General features: G+C 72.8%; 15 protein-coding genes. 7 read left to right on the top strand and 8 right to left on the bottom strand.

What is annotated here, in order from left to right; genetic code table 11:
• Window positions 1–39 precede the first annotated feature (39 nt).
• Window positions 40–333, top strand: coding sequence for a putative ATP-grasp-modified RiPP (locus ACTT8P_RS16440; RefSeq protein ID WP_442832389.1), 294 nt, complete (start codon window positions 40–42; stop codon window positions 331–333).
• Between the two features lie 175 nt (window positions 334–508).
• Here ACTT8P_RS16440 and ACTT8P_RS16435 read toward each other — a convergent pair whose 3' ends face one another.
• Entirely contained in the window at window positions 509–1,258 is a 750-nt protein-coding gene (locus ACTT8P_RS16435; RefSeq protein WP_442832388.1) for a hypothetical protein, read from the bottom strand.
• Window positions 1,259–1,507: 249 nt separating this feature from the next.
• On the opposite strand from ACTT8P_RS16435, the gene ACTT8P_RS16430 reads away from it, so the two are divergent.
• From ACTT8P_RS16430 to ACTT8P_RS16420, 3 genes are all read left to right on the top strand, one after another.
• Window positions 1,508–3,304, top strand: a complete 1,797-nt coding sequence (locus ACTT8P_RS16430; protein WP_442832387.1) for a DEAD/DEAH box helicase — start codon at window positions 1,508–1,510, stop codon at window positions 3,302–3,304.
• A 293-nt stretch (window positions 3,305–3,597) separates the two neighbouring features.
• The gene (locus tag ACTT8P_RS16425; RefSeq protein WP_442832386.1) at window positions 3,598–4,239 is read left to right on the top strand and encodes an IclR family transcriptional regulator; all 642 of its coding nucleotides are present in this window, start codon (window positions 3,598–3,600) and stop codon (window positions 4,237–4,239) included.
• 116 nt (window positions 4,240–4,355) lie between these two features.
• A complete protein-coding gene (locus tag ACTT8P_RS16420; RefSeq protein ID WP_442832385.1) occupies window positions 4,356–5,132 on the top strand; it encodes a S16 family serine protease in 777 nt (258 codons plus the stop codon).
• A 1-nt stretch (window position 5,133) separates the two neighbouring features.
• Here the strand turns inward: ACTT8P_RS16420 and ACTT8P_RS16415 are convergent, their stop codons facing one another.
• Genes ACTT8P_RS16415 through ACTT8P_RS16395 form a run of 5 tightly spaced genes read right to left on the bottom strand, consistent with a single transcriptional unit; the run spans window position 5,134 to window position 9,433 of the window.
• Entirely contained in the window at window positions 5,134–6,093 is a 960-nt protein-coding gene (locus ACTT8P_RS16415; protein WP_442832384.1) for a glycine betaine ABC transporter substrate-binding protein, read from the bottom strand.
• Window positions 6,090–7,025, bottom strand: a complete 936-nt coding sequence (locus tag ACTT8P_RS16410) for an ABC transporter permease (RefSeq protein WP_442832383.1) — start codon at window positions 7,023–7,025, stop codon at window positions 6,090–6,092. Before ACTT8P_RS16410 ends, ACTT8P_RS16415 begins: the two co-directional genes overlap by 4 nt.
• On the bottom strand, window positions 7,022–8,293 hold the full coding sequence (locus ACTT8P_RS16405) for a betaine/proline/choline family ABC transporter ATP-binding protein (protein ID WP_442832382.1): 1,272 nt from the start codon (window positions 8,291–8,293) through the stop codon (window positions 7,022–7,024). Before ACTT8P_RS16405 ends, ACTT8P_RS16410 begins: the two co-directional genes overlap by 4 nt.
• Window positions 8,286–8,933: an ABC transporter permease gene (locus ACTT8P_RS16400; RefSeq protein WP_361159695.1), complete on the bottom strand. Its 648-nt coding sequence runs from the start codon at window positions 8,931–8,933 to the stop codon at window positions 8,286–8,288. The genes ACTT8P_RS16405 and ACTT8P_RS16400 overlap by 8 nt, the downstream gene beginning before the upstream one ends.
• A gap of 20 nt (window positions 8,934–8,953) precedes the next feature.
• Window positions 8,954–9,433 (bottom strand): Lrp/AsnC family transcriptional regulator, encoded by a 480-nt coding sequence (locus ACTT8P_RS16395; protein WP_442832381.1) that lies wholly within the window; start codon window positions 9,431–9,433, stop codon window positions 8,954–8,956.
• 124 nt (window positions 9,434–9,557) lie between these two features.
• On the opposite strand from ACTT8P_RS16395, the gene hppD reads away from it, so the two are divergent.
• A complete protein-coding gene (gene hppD, locus ACTT8P_RS16390) occupies window positions 9,558–10,703 on the top strand; it encodes a 4-hydroxyphenylpyruvate dioxygenase (protein ID WP_442832380.1) in 1,146 nt (381 codons plus the stop codon).
• Between the two features lie 35 nt (window positions 10,704–10,738).
• Here the strand turns inward: hppD and ACTT8P_RS16385 are convergent, their stop codons facing one another.
• Window positions 10,739–12,151: a tetratricopeptide repeat protein gene (locus ACTT8P_RS16385; RefSeq protein ID WP_442832379.1), complete on the bottom strand. Its 1,413-nt coding sequence runs from the start codon at window positions 12,149–12,151 to the stop codon at window positions 10,739–10,741.
• A 98-nt stretch (window positions 12,152–12,249) separates the two neighbouring features.
• On the opposite strand from ACTT8P_RS16385, the gene ACTT8P_RS16380 reads away from it, so the two are divergent.
• Entirely contained in the window at window positions 12,250–13,686 is a 1,437-nt protein-coding gene (locus ACTT8P_RS16380; RefSeq protein ID WP_442832378.1) for an FAD-binding oxidoreductase, read from the top strand.
• 2 nt (window positions 13,687–13,688) lie between these two features.
• Here ACTT8P_RS16380 and ACTT8P_RS16375 read toward each other — a convergent pair whose 3' ends face one another.
• Complete coding sequence (locus tag ACTT8P_RS16375; RefSeq protein WP_442832377.1) at window positions 13,689–14,102, bottom strand: SsgA family sporulation/cell division regulator; 414 nt, start codon at window positions 14,100–14,102, stop codon at window positions 13,689–13,691.
• 261 nt (window positions 14,103–14,363) lie between these two features.
• Here ACTT8P_RS16375 and ACTT8P_RS16370 point away from each other — a divergent pair.
• Window positions 14,364–14,799 (top strand): DUF2510 domain-containing protein (locus ACTT8P_RS16370; RefSeq protein ID WP_442832376.1); only part of this gene is annotated, 436 nt, incomplete at its 3' end.

Raw genomic sequence — 14,799 nt, 5'->3', positions numbered from 1 at the left:
GACACAGCAAGCACCGCGCAGGGAAAGGCAGGACACCCGATGACGATTGCGGACGTTCGCGAGGCGTTCCCTCTCACCCCGGAAGGCGGACGCGCCCCGCACAGCGCCGAATCGCCGACCACCGCGAGCAGCAGGCCGTGGGCACTGCGGTTCGCCCGAATCCCTGATTCCACCGGAGCGATCGTCAAGCCGCCCACCCTCTACGACGAGGAACTACAGATGTCGGTCGGCCTGTACGACGGGCCGCTGCCGTACCTGGCGACGCACAGTCCGACCGTCCCCGACGGCAACGTGAAGAATCCACCGCCCCTCGACGAGGGTGCGAAGGACTGAGGCCGATGGACACCGTCCTTGTGATCGCGGCACGCGACGACCTGCCGACCGATCGCGTCGTCAAGGCCCTCGCGGACGACGGCGCGAGCCAAGCCCCTGGGCGCTGCCCGCAGCACGGTCAGTCAGCGTGGGGGCATGGGTGGCCACCCGGCTGCGGACGGAGCGGTGAGCGGCCTCAGTTTCCGCGTCGCAGGTCCCGGCGGAGGAACACGGCGGTGGCCGCCACCACCGCCCCGCAGACCGCCGGCACCAGCGGCCACGGCAGCCCCGTCCATACGGAGATCAGACCGACGGCGGCGCAGGCCGTCCCCGCCGTGATCAGCAGCCACTTCCCGTACGGCCGCCAGGTCAGGACGCCGAGGCGGCGGGGCCGGGCCAGCCGTACCGTGCCGAAGGCCAGCGCCAGTGCCGCGCCCAGCCCCGCGAAGGTGCCGAAGGCGGCGTGCATCTGGAGTTCGGCGCGGGGCGCGTCGGAGGACTCCTGGCGGGCGTCCCGCTCGGCGACCGCCACCACCACGCCGCGCCAGACGGTGGCGGTGACCCGGTCGCCCCGGCCGAGGTCCGCCAGCACGGGTTCCGAGTCGCCGAACGCCACCTCCACGTGCCGGAAGGGCGCCGCCCCGCGCAGCGTCGCCGTCCTGTGCTTGGGCCGGTCCTCGGCGTCCTCGACGGTGAAGGCCAGCTCGCGCAGGCAGTCCTCCGCCGCCGGGACCACCGTACGGTCGGGGCAGACCTCGGCCGCGCGGTACTCCCGGTACCGGGCGCGGTCGGCGGGCAGCCAGGTGGTGAAGACGTAGCCACAGGCCAGGGCCGCCGCCACGGACAGCACGATCAGCGCCGCACCCGTCAGCCGGTGCCGGGCGGGGCTCGGCGGCGGCGCGGGTTTTCCGGCGTTCCCCGTCGTGGCCCTTTCCCGCGTCGACATCGCCCGCCCCCCGTCCGCCGCACCGCACCGTGATCCGCCGGCCCCCAGCCTCGCCCGCCGCGATCAGGCGGCCAAGGCGGCCCTCCGGCAGCGAAGGGCGCTCCTCCTTGCCGTACCCCAGCAGGGCGTGTGACGTCCGTCCCACCCGCAGGTGACCCGGCGCCGGGCGGGCATCCGTGGGGTCGGGGCGCCGGTAGGGTGGCCCGGTTGTCATACGTGGCCGAGCCGACCGACCCCCCTTCGGAGACCGTGACTACCACCGCCAGTTCCAGCGCCTCGCACCACCTGTCGCCGGCCTTCCCCGGCCGTGCCCCCTGGGGTACCGCCGGCAAGCTGCGGGCCTGGCAGCAGGGGGCGATGGAGAAGTACCTCCAGGAGCAGCCCCGCGACTTCCTGGCGGTCGCCACCCCCGGCGCCGGCAAGACGACCTTCGCGCTGACCCTGGCGTCCTGGCTGCTGCACCACCACGTGGTGCAGCAGGTCACCGTCGTCGCGCCGACCGAGCACCTGAAGAAGCAGTGGGCGGAGGCGGCGGCCCGGATCGGGATCAAGCTCGACCCCGAGTACAGCGCGGGGCCGCTCGGCAAGGACTACCAGGGCATCGCCATCACCTACGCCGGTGTCGGCGTCCGGCCCATGCTGCACCGCAACCGCGTCGAGCAGCGCAAGACCCTCGTCATCCTCGACGAGATCCACCACGCCGGTGACTCGAAGTCCTGGGGCGAGGCGTGTCTGGAGGCGTTCGAGCCGGCCACCCGCAGGCTCGCCCTCACCGGTACGCCGTTCCGGTCCGACACCAACCCGATCCCCTTCGTCGTGTACGAGGAGGGCAACGACGGGATCCGGCGGTCCGCCGCCGACTACACGTACGGGTACGGGTCCGCGCTGGCCGACGGGGTCGTGCGGCCCGTGATCTTCATGAGCTACAGCGGGAACATGCGGTGGCGGACGAAGGCGGGTGACGAGATCGCGGCCCGGCTCGGGGAGCCGATGACCAAGGACGCGATCAGCCAGGCCTGGCGCACCGCGCTCGATCCGCGCGGCGAGTGGATGCCGTCCGTGCTGCGCGCCGCCGACCAGCGGCTGACCGAAGTACGCAAGGCCATTCCGGACGCCGGGGCCCTCGTCATCGCCGCCGACCAGGACTCCGCCCGCGCCTACGCCAAGCTGATCCGGGAGATCACCGGCAGCAAGGCGACCGTCGTGCTGTCCGACGACGCCGGGGCCTCCAAGAACATCGACACCTTCAGCGGCGGCACCGACCGGTGGATGGTCGCCGTCCGCATGGTGTCCGAGGGCGTCGACGTGCCGCGGCTCGCGGTCGGGGTGTACGCCACCACCATCTCGACGCCGCTGTTCTTCGCCCAGGCCGTCGGGCGTTTCGTGCGGTCCCGGCGGCGCGGCGAGACCGCGTCCGTGTTCCTGCCGACCGTGCCCGACCTGCTCACCTTCGCCAACGAGATGGAGCGCGAGCGGGACCACGTCCTCGACAAGCCCAAGAAGGACGGCGAGGAGGACCCGTACGCCGAGTCCGAGCAGGAGATGGACGAGGCCAACCGGGAGCAGGACGAGGACACCGGCGAGCAGGAGCAGTTCTCCTTCGAGGCGCTGGAGTCCGAGGCCGTCTTCGACCGGGTCATGTACAACGGCGCCGAGTTCGGCATGCAGGCCCACCCGGGCAGCGAGGAGGAGCAGGACTACCTCGGCATCCCCGGCCTCCTCGAACCCGACCAGGTGCAGATGCTGCTCCAGAAGCGGCAGGCCCGGCAGATCGCGCACAGCCGCAAGAAGCCGGACGAGGAGGCCGACCTGCTCGAACTGCCCGCCGAGCGGCGGCCGGTGGTCTCCCACAAGGAGATGATGGAGCTGCGCAAGCAGCTCAATACGATGGTCGGGGCGTACGTCCATCAGAGCGGCAAGCCGCACGGCGTCATCCACACCGAACTGCGCCGGGTGTGCGGCGGTCCGCCGAGCGCCGAGGCCACCGCCGGGCAGTTGCGGCAGCGCATCGCCAAGGTGCAGGAGTGGGCGACCCGCATGAAGTGACCGGCCGGTCACCGGACATGTGCCGTACGTATGCGGACAAACGCCGGTAGTCCGTACCTGCGGGTGCCCGGATTCTGGACGGAACCTTCCGCTGAGCGGACCGGCTCGCTACTGTCACGCTACGCACACGCCCCGTGGCAGCGCCGCCGCGGAGCGCAGCCGTGAAGCGACTCGGGCCCGGACTCACCGGGCCGCCGGCCGATCGGCGGCCTCTGAAGCGCGTCGCCGACGGGACTCGGTGACGCATCCGCCGCGAAGGGGCCGCAGACCTCACCACAAAAGGAGTGGGCGTCGTGACCGCGGAGACCTCTCAGACGCTCGACAGGGGACTGCGTGTCCTCAAGCTGCTCGCCGACACCGACCACGGGCTGACCGTCACCGAGCTGTCCCACCGGCTCGGGGTGAACCGTACCGTCGTGTACCGGTTGCTGGCCACCCTGGAACAGCACGCCCTGGTCCGTCGTGACCTGGGCGGCCGGGCCCGGGTCGGGCTCGGGGTGCTGGGCCTGGGCCGCCAGGTGCACCCCCTGGTCCGGGAGGCGGCGATGCCGGCGCTGCGCGCGCTGGCCGAGGACATCGGGGCCACCGCCCACCTGACGCTGGTGGACGGGGCGGAGGCGCTGGCCGTGGCCGTCGTCGAACCGACCTGGACCGACTACCACGTCGCCTACCGGCCCGGCTTCCGGCATCCGCTGGAGCGCGGCGCCGCCGGCAAGGCGATCCTCGCCGCCCGGCAGCAGCCGGCCACCGACCTCGGCTACACGCTCACCGCGAGCGAGCTGGAGGCCGGGGCGTGCGGGGCCGCCGCGCCGCTGGTCGGGGTGTCCGGTGTCGAGGGCAGCGTCGGTGTGGTCATGCTCTCGGACGTGGTCCCGGAGCGGGTGGGCCCGCGCGTGATGGACGCGGCCCGGGAGGTCGCGGAGGCGCTGCGCTGACGACGCCGCGGAGCGCTGCGCTGACGTCGCCGCGGAGCGCTGCGCTGACGACGTCGCGCTGGCGCTGCGCCGACACGGATGCCGGGCGCCGATCACCGCCGCGTTAGATTGACTCCGTGCTCTCTCGTCTCACGCGTCCAAAGGCCCTGGCCGTCTGCGCGCTGCCCGTCGTGGCGCTGTTCACCACGGCGGTGTTCGCGCCGCTGCCGTTCTCCGTGGCGCAGCCCGGGATGACGGCCGACGTGCTCGGGAAGAACCAGGGCACCCCGGTGATCACCATCTCCGGCGCGCCGGTCCACGACACCACCGGCCAGCTGCGGATGACGACCATCGAGGCGACCGGCCCGGACACCAGCGTCTCCCTCGGCGATGTCCTCGGCAACTGGTTCGCCACCGACCGGGCGGTCATGCCGCGCGACGCGGTGTACCCGAGCGGCGACGACGAGCAGGAGATCGAGCAGTACAACGAGAAGCAGATGAAGGAGTCCCAGGACTCCGCCACCGCCGCCGCGCTGAGCTACCTGGACCTCGACCCCGCCGACGTCGACGTCACCCTGAAGCTGGCCGACGTGGGCGGCCCCAGCGCCGGGCTGCTGTTCTCCCTCGGCATCGTCGACAAACTGGACGGCTCCGACCTCACCGGCGGCCGGACGATCGCCGGCACCGGCACGATCACGACCGAGGGGCGGGTCGGCGCCGTCGGCGGCGTACCGCTGAAGACGAAGGCCGCCCGGCGGGACGGCGCCACCGTGTTCCTGGTCCCGAAGGACGAGTGCGCGGACGCGGGGGCCGAGCTGCCGAAGGGGCTGCGGCTGATCCCGGTGACGTCCCTGAAGGGCGCGGTCGCCGCGCTGCACGCCCTGGACGCCGGCGGCGACGTCCCCAGCTGCTGATCTACCCTTCCTTCACGAACCCCTTCGCCACCATCCAGTCCAGCGCCACCTGGTGCGGGTCCTCGCCGTCCACGTCGACCTTGGCGTTCAGCTCCCGCGCCACCGAGTTGGTCAGCGCCTTGGTCACCGGGTCGAGTACGCCGGCGATGGCCGGCCACTTCTTCATGGTGGCGGTGCGGACCATGGGCGCCGCGTTGTAGTTCGGGAAGAACTTCCGGTCGTCCTCCATCACCACCAGGTCCATGGACTTGATCCGCCCGTCGGTGGTGTACACCTCGCCGTAGGTGCAGGCGCCCTTCGCGGTCTGGGTGTAGATGATGCCGGTGTCCATCTGTGTGACGTTCCCCGCCGGGACGCTCATCCCGTACGCCTTCTTCAGCCCCGGCAGCCCGTCCGCGCGGTTGGCGAACTCGCCCTCCACGCACAGCGTCACCGCCCCCGGGTCGGACTTCGCCAGCGCGGCCACCTGGGACAGCGTCCTCGTGCCGTACTTCCGGTAGTTGGCCCGGTTCATGGCCAGCGCGTACGTGTTGTTCATCGACGCCGGCGGCAGCCAGGTCAGGCCCTGCTTGGCGTCCGCCTTCCGCACCGCCTCCCACTGCTGGTGCGGGTCGGCGACCGGGTCGCTGTTGCCCAGGTACGTGATCCAGGCGGTGCCGGTGTACTCGTAGGTGGCGTCCGCGTCGCCGTTCTCGACGGCCGCGCGGGTGCCCACGGAGCCCTGGATGCCGGTGCGGTCCAGTACCTCCGCGCCGGCCGCCTCGAAGGCGATGCCCATGATCGCGCCGAGGATCAGCTGCTCGGTGAACTCCTTCGACACGACGGTCAGATCGGCGCCCTTGAGCGGCTCGCCGCGGCCGATCGAGCCCGGCCGGACGTCGTCCACCATCGGGGAGCCGCTGGTCAGGCCGCAGCCGGCCAGCAGCGCCCCGGCGAGCAGCAGGACGAGGGGTCGTCTCATGTGCCCGCCTCCAGACCCCGGGGCCGCAGCAGCAGTTCGGCCAGCGAGGCCAGCCAGTCCACCAGCAGGGCCAGGGCGACGGTCAGCACCGAGCCCAGCACCAGCACCGGCATCCGCTGGCTGGTGATGCCGGTGGTGATCAGTACGCCGAGGCCGCCCCCGCCGCCGAAGGTCGCCAGCGTCGCCGTACCGACGTTCAGCACCAGGGCGGTGCGTACGCCGGCCAGGATCAGCGGGACGGCGAGCGGGAGTTCGACGCGGGTGAGGACGCCGAAGGGGGACATGCCGATGCCGCGGGCCGACTCCAGCAGGGTGGGGTCGTTGGCCTTCAGGCCCGCGATGGTGTTCGACAGCACCGGCAGGATCGCGTAGATGATGATGCCGATCAGGGCGGCCCGGCGGCCGATGCCGAGCCAGATCACCAGCAGCGCCAGCAGGCCGATCGCCGGGGTGGCCTGGCCCATGTTGGCGAAGGCGAGGGCCACCGGGGTGGCCTTGCGGAACACGCGGCGGGTGAGCAGGACGCCCAGCGGGATGGCGATGATCAGGACGAAGAAGGTGGAGATCACCGTCAGCTGCACGTGCTGCCACAGCGCCTTGGTGACCTGGCCGTCGGACAGGGCGTTCTCGCTCAGCGCGTCCAGGTCGGCCTGCCGGAACCACAGCCAGGTCGCCAGCAGTACGCAGACCAGTACGGCGGGCAGGAAGGTGAGCTTGCGCCAGCCGACCCGGCGGCGGGTGGCGGCCGGGGACGGCGGGGGAGCGGCGGTGTCCAGCTCGGTCGCGTCGTCGTCGGTGACGAGGCGGCCGCCAGGGCCGTCGGGGTCGCCGGGGCCGTCGGGGTCGCCGGGGCCGCCGGGGTCGCCGGGGCCGCCGGGGTCGCCGGGGCCGCCGGGGTCGCCGGAGCCGGGGAAGCGGGAGGAGGGAGTCATCGGGCCGGTCCCGCCCCTCCTTGGAACCCCTCCTGCTCGGAGTGGGTGCGCTCGGCCCGCGCCTCCGCCAGGTCGTGCTGGTGCTCCAGCGCGTCCAGCCGGTCCGCCTCCAGCAGCTCGTGCACGGAGTTCATCAGCGTCTCCATGTCGACGACGCCCTCGTACTGGCCGCGCCGCCCGGTGACCGCGACCCGCCCCGCGTTGTCGGTGAGCACCGCCTCCAGCGCGTCCCGCAGCGTCGCGTCCGCCGTCACCGTGTCGTGCACCAGCGCCCCGGCCCGCGCCAGGGACCCCTTGGCCCGCATCAGGTCGCCGCGCCGCAGCCACTTGTAGGGGCGGCGCCGCTTGTCCAGGAGCAGGATCTCGTTGCTGCCGCTGTCCCGCAGCCGGTCGAAGATGTGCTGGAGCGGGTCGTCGATGGTGACGGTGGGGTAGTCGGTGATGCCGACGTCCCGGACCCGGGTGAGGTTGAGCCGCTTCAGCGCCGCGCCGGCGCCGACGAAACCGGAGACGAAGTCGTCGGCGGGGTTGGTGAGGATGGCCTCCGGGGTGTCGAACTGCGCGATGTGCGACTGTTCGCGCAGCACCGCGATCCGGTCGCCCACCTTGATCGCCTCGTCGAAGTCGTGGGTGACGAAGACGATCGTCTTGTGCAGTTCGTGCTGGAGCCGGATCAGTTCGTCCTGGAGGTGGTCGCGGGTGATCGGGTCGACCGCGCCGAACGGCTCGTCCATCAGCAGCACCGGCGGATCGGCGGCCAGTGCCCGCGCCACGCCGACCCGCTGCTGCTGGCCGCCGGACAGTTGGCGGGGATAGCGGCCGTGGAACTCGCCGGGATCGAGCCCGACCAGGTCGAGCATCTCCTCCACCCGGTCCTTGATCCGGGCCTTCGGCCAGCCGGTCATCCGCGGTACGAGTGCGATGTTCTGCGCGACCGTCATGTGCGGGAACAGGCCGGAGGACTGGATCGCGTAGCCGACCTTGCGGCGCAGCTTCACCGGGTCGATGTCGGTGACGTCCTCGCCGTTGATCCGGATCCGGCCGCCGGACGGCTCGATCAGCCGGTTGATCATCTTCAGGGTGGTGGACTTCCCGCACCCCGAGGGGCCGACGAAGACCACCGTCTCGCCCGCCCCGATCTCCATCGAGACGTTGTCCACGGCGGGCTGCGCACTGCCCGGGTAGCGCTTGGTGAGGTTCTCCAGCTCGATGGCGGCGCCCCCGGCGGGGGCCTCGCGGTCGTCGGTCCCGGTCGTCGTCTCAGGCACGGATCCCCCTGGGAATGGTCAGCCGTCCGAGCAGGACGTACGCGGCGTCGAACAGCAGCGCCAGGACGATGATCCCGAGCGTGCCCGCGAGCACCTGGTTGAGCGCGTTCTTGCTGCCCAGCGAGGCGATCCCGCGGAAGATCTCATTGCCGAGCCCGGGGCCGGAGGCGTACGCGGCGATCGCCGCGATGCCCATCAGCATCTGGGTGGAGACCCGGATGCCGGTCAGGATCGGCGGCCAGGCCAGCGGCAGCTCCACCCGCAGCAGCCGGGCCACCCGGGACATGCCGATGCCCTTGGCGGCGTCCACCAGCGCCGGGTCGACGCCGCGCAGCCCGACGATCGCGTTGCGCACGATCGGCAGCAGCCCGTACAGGGTCAGCGCGGTCACCGTCGGCGGCACCCCGAGCCCGACGATCGGAATGAGCAGACCGATCATCGCCAGTGACGGAATGGTCAAGACGGTCGAAGTGGCCAGTGTCGCCAGATTTCCGGCCCACTCGCTCCGGTAGGTGACCACCCCGATCAGAACGCCCAGGACGGTCGCCACGATCATGCACTGGAAGACGGCGCTGGCGTGCTGCCCGGCGTCCGCCAGCAGCTGCTGGTGGCGGCTGCCCAAAAACTCCCAGAAGTTCACCGCCGCTCACCGCCCCTCGCTCAGGTCGCCTCCGAGTCCTCGGCCGCCTGCTCCACCAGCGGGATGACCCGCAGGGGGACGGGATTCTCCATGACGATCGCCGTGGCGGCCCGGACGATGCCATCAAAACTGACAACCCGGTCGATCACCCGCTGGAGATCGGCGTTCGAGCGGGCCACCAGCCGGCACAGCATGTCGTTGCCGCCGGTGGTGGTGTGCAGCTCCAGCACCTCCGGCACGGACGCCAAGTGCGCCCGCACATCGGTCCCTTGACCCTGCCGGATCTGGAGCGTGGCGAACGCCGTGACCGGGTAGCCGAGCGCCGCCGGGTCCACCTCCGGTCCGAACCCGCGGATGACTCCGTTCGACTGAAGCCGCTCCAGCCGCGCCTGCACCGTGCCCCGGGCCACCCCCAGCCGCCGGGACATCTCCAGCACCCCGATCCGCGGCTCCCGCGCCAGCAGCACGATGATCCGCCCGTCCAGACCGTCGATCCCCATCCGCCCGCCTCCCACCTGGTCACCCTGTACACAAAGCCGGCCCTGACCGCCGTACCACTGGTCAGATTGCCCACCCGAAACTAGAACTATTGCGCACCTTGCGGACCCGGGGGACCCTGCGGCTATGACGCAGACCACACACCACACTCCCGACACCGCCCGGCAGGCCGACCCCTTCCCGGTCAAGGGAATGGACGCGGTCGTCTTCGCCGTGGGCAACGCCAAACAGGCCGCGCACTACTACTCCACCGCCTTCGGCATGAAGCTGGTCGCCTACTCCGGACCGGAGAACGGCAGCCGCGAGACCGCGAGCTACGTCCTGGAGAACGGCTCCGCCCGGTTCGTGTTCACCTCCGTCATCAAGCCGGCCACCGACCACGGCCGCTTCCTCGCGGCGCACGTGGCCGAGCACGGCGACGGCGTGATCGACCTCGCCATCGAGGTGCCGGACGCGCGCGCCGCGTACGCCTACGCCGTCCAGCACGGCGCCCGCTCGCTCGCCGAGCCGCACGAGGCCAAGGACGAGCACGGCACGGTCGTCCTCGCCGCCATCGCCACCTACGGCGAGACCCGCCACACCCTGGTCGAACGCACCGGCTACGACGGCCCCTACCTCCCCGGCTACGTCACCGCCGACCCGATCGTCGAGCCGCCCGCGCACCGCACCTTCCAGGCCGTCGACCACTGCGTCGGCAACGTCGAGCTGGGCCGGATGAACGAATGGGTCGGCTTCTACCACCGGGTCATGGGCTTCACCAACATGAAGGAGTTCGTCGGCGACGACATCGCCACCGAGTACAGCGCCCTGATGTCCAAGGTGGTCGCCGACGGCACCCTCAAGGTCAAGTTCCCGATCAACGAGCCCGCCGTCGCCAAGAAGAAGTCGCAGATCGACGAGTACCTGGAGTTCTACGGCGGCGCGGGCGTCCAGCACATCGCGCTGGGCACCGACGACATCGTGCGCACCGTGCGCACCATGAAGGAGAACGGCGTCCGGTTCCTGGACACGCCCGACTCCTACTACGACACCCTCGGCGAGTGGGCCGGCGAGACCCGGGTCCCCGTCGACACCCTGCGCGAGCTGAAGATCCTGGTCGACCGCGACGAGGACGGCTACCTGCTCCAGATCTTCACCAAGCCGGTCCAGGACCGCCCGACCGTCTTCTTCGAGATCATCGAACGCCACGGCTCGATGGGCTTCGGCAAGGGCAACTTCAAGGCCCTGTTCGAGGCGATCGAGCGGGAACAGGAAAAACGCGGGAACCTGTAACGCCCTTCAGGGGCGCGGGGAACCGCGCACGGCCCCTACCCCGAGGGCGGGCCCTCAACGGAGGGCTCGCCCAACTCCGCCAAGGCCCGCCGCAGGCGAGGCGCGTCCAACGGCGAGAACCACGGATTGATCCGCACCGCCTCCTGAAGATGCCGCCGCGCGGCCCCGTACCGCTCCAACTCCCCCTCGATCACCCCCCGGTGATACACATACGCCGCACTGCGCACCCCGCCCCCACGCTCCCTGTCCGTCGCCCGCACCGCGTAGGGCAGCGCCTCCCCGGCCCGCCCGGCCCGGTACAGCGCCCACCCCAGCGCGTCCGCCACGGCGGTGGACGGCTGCCGCCGCCACTCGGCGCGCAGCCGCCGCACCGCGGCCGCCGCGTCCCCGTGCTCCGCCTCGAACCGCCCCAGCACCAGTTCCGCGTCCGCCCCGCTCGCGGCGGCGGCCCGCGCCCGCTCGCGCAGCAGGTCGTACTGCACCCGCGCGGCCTGCCCGAGCCCCAGTGACTCGTACAGTTCCCCCAGCTCCAGCGCGTCCTCGGGGCGCGGCTGCCGGTCGAGCGCCGCCTGGTACGCCGTGAGCGCCTGCGAGGTCCGTCCCAGCGCCGCCAGCGCGCGCCCCTGCCCGGCCTGCGCGGCCCGCTGGTCGGGATCGGTGCGCAGCGCCTCCTGGAAGTACCGCAGCGCCGCCGCCCGGTCCCCCCGCTCGAACGCCAGCCGCCCGGCCTGCTCCAGATACGCCGCCCGCTCGGCCGGCGTCCCGGCCGCCGCCACCGCGTCCGCGAGCTGCGCGGCCGCGTCCTCCCGCCAGCCCCGGTCCCGGTACACGGCGGCCTTGCGGGCCCGTACCGCCGCCGTCCCCGGCCGCAGCGCCACCAGCCGGTCCAGCGCCCGCCCCACCGCCCGGTGGTCGCCGAGCCCGGTGTACGCGTCGATCAGCACCGCCTCGGTGGTCCACCTCTTCGGCGCCAGCCGCCGCGCCGCCTCCCCCCACCGCTTCGCCCCGGGGAAGTCCCGCCGCGCCACCGCCAGCGCGGCCAGCCCCTCCAGGGCGGCGGGCGACTCCTTCAGGCGCAGTGCGGTACGCAGCGCCCGCTCCGCCTTCGGGAAGTGCGCGGGGTCGGCGGTCCGCCGCCCCTGCTCGACGTAGGCGGCCCCGAGCACCGCCCACGACCGCGCCTCCAGCGGCCGGGCCCGCACCCGCGCCTCCCGGTCGCCGATCAGCACCGCCAGCTCGGGCAGCGCGGCCGGCACCCCGGCGGCCACCGCGTCGTGCGCCATCGCCGCAGGCCCCGGCGCGGGCGCCGCCGCCGGGCCCCGCGCCCACAGCTGACCGGGCCCGCCGGGCAGCAGCACCAGTACGCCACCGAGTACGGCGGACCCGGCCACCGAGGCGACCAGCCACCGCCGCCACCCACCTGGACGCCGCTGAAGTCGGATTGTCATACCGCTCACTGTGCGGCGCCCGGCGACACCACCCGGGCAGGCGAAGGGCGGCGCCGACGGGGTTCACACCGATGGCCCCCGGTGCCACCCTGAGGATCATGAGCCGTATCGAAGCGCCTCGCGACGAAGCCGCCGAAGCCGCCGAAGCCGCCGAAGTCGCCGCGGCGACCGGCGACCTCGTCGGCCGGCTGCGCGGCGCGCTGCCCGCCGACGCCGTCCTCACCGACCCCGACGTCACCGCCTCCTACGCGCACGACATGGCCAGCTTCTGCCCGGCCGGCACCCCCGCCGTCGTGGTCCTGCCGCGCACCGCCGCAGAGGTCCAGCACGTCCTGCGGGTCGCCACCGAGCTGCGCGTCCCGGTGGTCCCGCAGGGCGCCCGCACCGGCCTGTCCGGCGGCGCCAACGCGCACGACGGCTGGATCGTGCTCTCCCTGACCCGGATGGACCGCATCCTGGAGATCAGCCCGGTCGACCGGGTCGCCGTCGTCGAACCCGGCGTCGTCAACGCCGCCCTGTCCCGCGCGGTCGGCGAACACGGCCTCGCCTACCCGCCGGACCCCTCCAGCTGGGAGACGTGCACCATCGGCGGCAACATCGGCACCGCCTCCGGCGGCCTGTGCTGCGTCAAGTACGGGGTGACCGCCGAGTACGTCCTCGGCCTCGACGTCGTGCTCGCCGACGGCCGGCTGCTGTCGACCGGCCGGCGCACCGCCAAGGGCGTCGCCGGCTACGACCTCACCCGCCTCTTCGTCGGCTCCGAGGGCTCCCTCGGCATCGTCGTCAAGGCGGTGCTCGCCCTGCGGCCGAAGCCGCCCGCGCAGCTCGTGCTGGCCGCCGAGTTCGGCTCGGCCACCGCCGCCTGCGAGGCCGTGTGCGCGATCATGGAGCGCGGGCACACCCCCTCCCTCCTCGAACTGATGGACCGTACGACCGTCAAGGCGGTCAACGACCTGGCCCGGATGGGACTGCCGGAGACCACCGAGGCGCTGCTCCTCGCCGCCTTCGACACGCCCGACCCGGCCGCCGACCTCGCCGCCGTCGGCGCGCTGTGCGAGGCGGCCGGGGCCACCGAGGTGGTCCCCGCCGACGACGCCGCCGAGTCCGAACTGCTCCTGCAGGCCCGCCGGCTCTCCCTCACCGCGCTGGAAGCGGTCAAGGGCACCACGATGATCGACGACGTGTGCGTGCCCCGCTCCCGGCTCGGCGACCTGCTGGCCGGCGTCGAGCGGATCGCCGCGAAGTACCGGCTCACCATCGGCGTCTGCGCCCACGCCGGTGACGGCAACACCCACCCCACGGTCTGCTTCGACGCCGCCGACCCCGACGAGTCCCGGCGGGCCCGCGAGTCCTTCGACGAGATCATGGCCCTCGGGCTGGAACTCGGCGGCACCATCACCGGCGAACACGGCGTCGGCGTCCTGAAGAAGGAGTGGCTCGCCCGCGAACTCGGCCCGGTGGGCGTCGAGATGCAGCGCGCGATCAAACAGACCTTCGACCCGCTCGGCATCCTCAACCCCGGCAAGCTCTTCTGACCTCACCGGGTGAGCAGGTCGGCCAGACCGTCGTCCAGGCCGAGCCGCCCGCCCTCACTGCCCGGGGGGCAGGCCACCAGGGTCCGCTCCAGCCACGCCGACACCTGTCCGGCCGGCGCCTCAAGGAGCGCGTCGCCGTCCGGACTGCTCAGCCCGATCAGCACCACGCTGCGCCCCTGGGACTTGGCCGGCCACACCCGCACGTCCCCGTGTCCGCACGGCCGGAACACCCCCTCCACCAGCAGTTCCCGGGCGAACGCCCAGTGCACGGGGTGCGCGGAGTCGATGTGGAAGCCGATGTGGACGGCGTAGGGGTCGTCGGTGCGGTAGGCGAGCCGGGCGGCGACCGGGATGCTGTGCTCGGACGACAGGACGAGCTTCAGTTCCAGTTCCCGCTCAACGACGGTGTGACGCATCGGTGGGTGTCCTTCCTCGTGCGGCGCGGGCCGGGAAGCGGCCCGCACGAGGGAGAGGGGACACGGCGGCGAGCGTTACGCGGGTTCACGGAAAAATCTTCGCCGCAGGTGTGAAGCCCCGTGTGCGGCCCGTGCGCGAGGTCGCTCGGAAAGGGGTGGGTACGGCGGGACCGGCGGTGCGGGACGCACCCGTCTGATAGATGTGGAGCCTCCATACTGGAGTCCTCCACATCACCACCGAGCAGATACGGGACGACGGACATGAGCGCCCCAACCCCGGCCCAGGGCGACGACAGGCCCCGCGAAGGGTATTACCCGGACCCGTCCATTCCTGGATATGTCCGGTACTGGAACGGTGCCGCCTGGGTACCGGGCACCAGCCGCCCGGCGCCCGGGGACGGCGAGCCGCTCGCCCCGCCGCCCGCCGGCCGGCCGGCCGGCCCCTCGGTGGAGGAGACCGGCCCGCACTTCTTCGACGAGGACCCCGCCGACGAGCCCGCCCCGGCGGCGTCCGCGCGGGCGGCCCACCAGCACGGCAGCCGCCCCGAGCCCGCCGCGGCCTGGGGCGCCGACCCCGCCCGGCAGCCGGGCCCGGCCCCCGGCCAGGAGCAGCGGCCCGCCTGGCCGGCTCCGCAGGGAACCGACCCGCGGGTGCCCCGGCCGGCCGGCCCCGCCGACGGCCCGGGCCCGGGCCCGG

Origin of the sequence: Streptomyces sp. JW3 (genome assembly GCF_052216785.1) — a bacterium.
Classification (GTDB): Bacteria; Actinomycetota; Actinomycetes; order Streptomycetales; family Streptomycetaceae; genus Streptomyces.
This window is presented reverse-complemented; position numbering and strand designations above follow the sequence as displayed.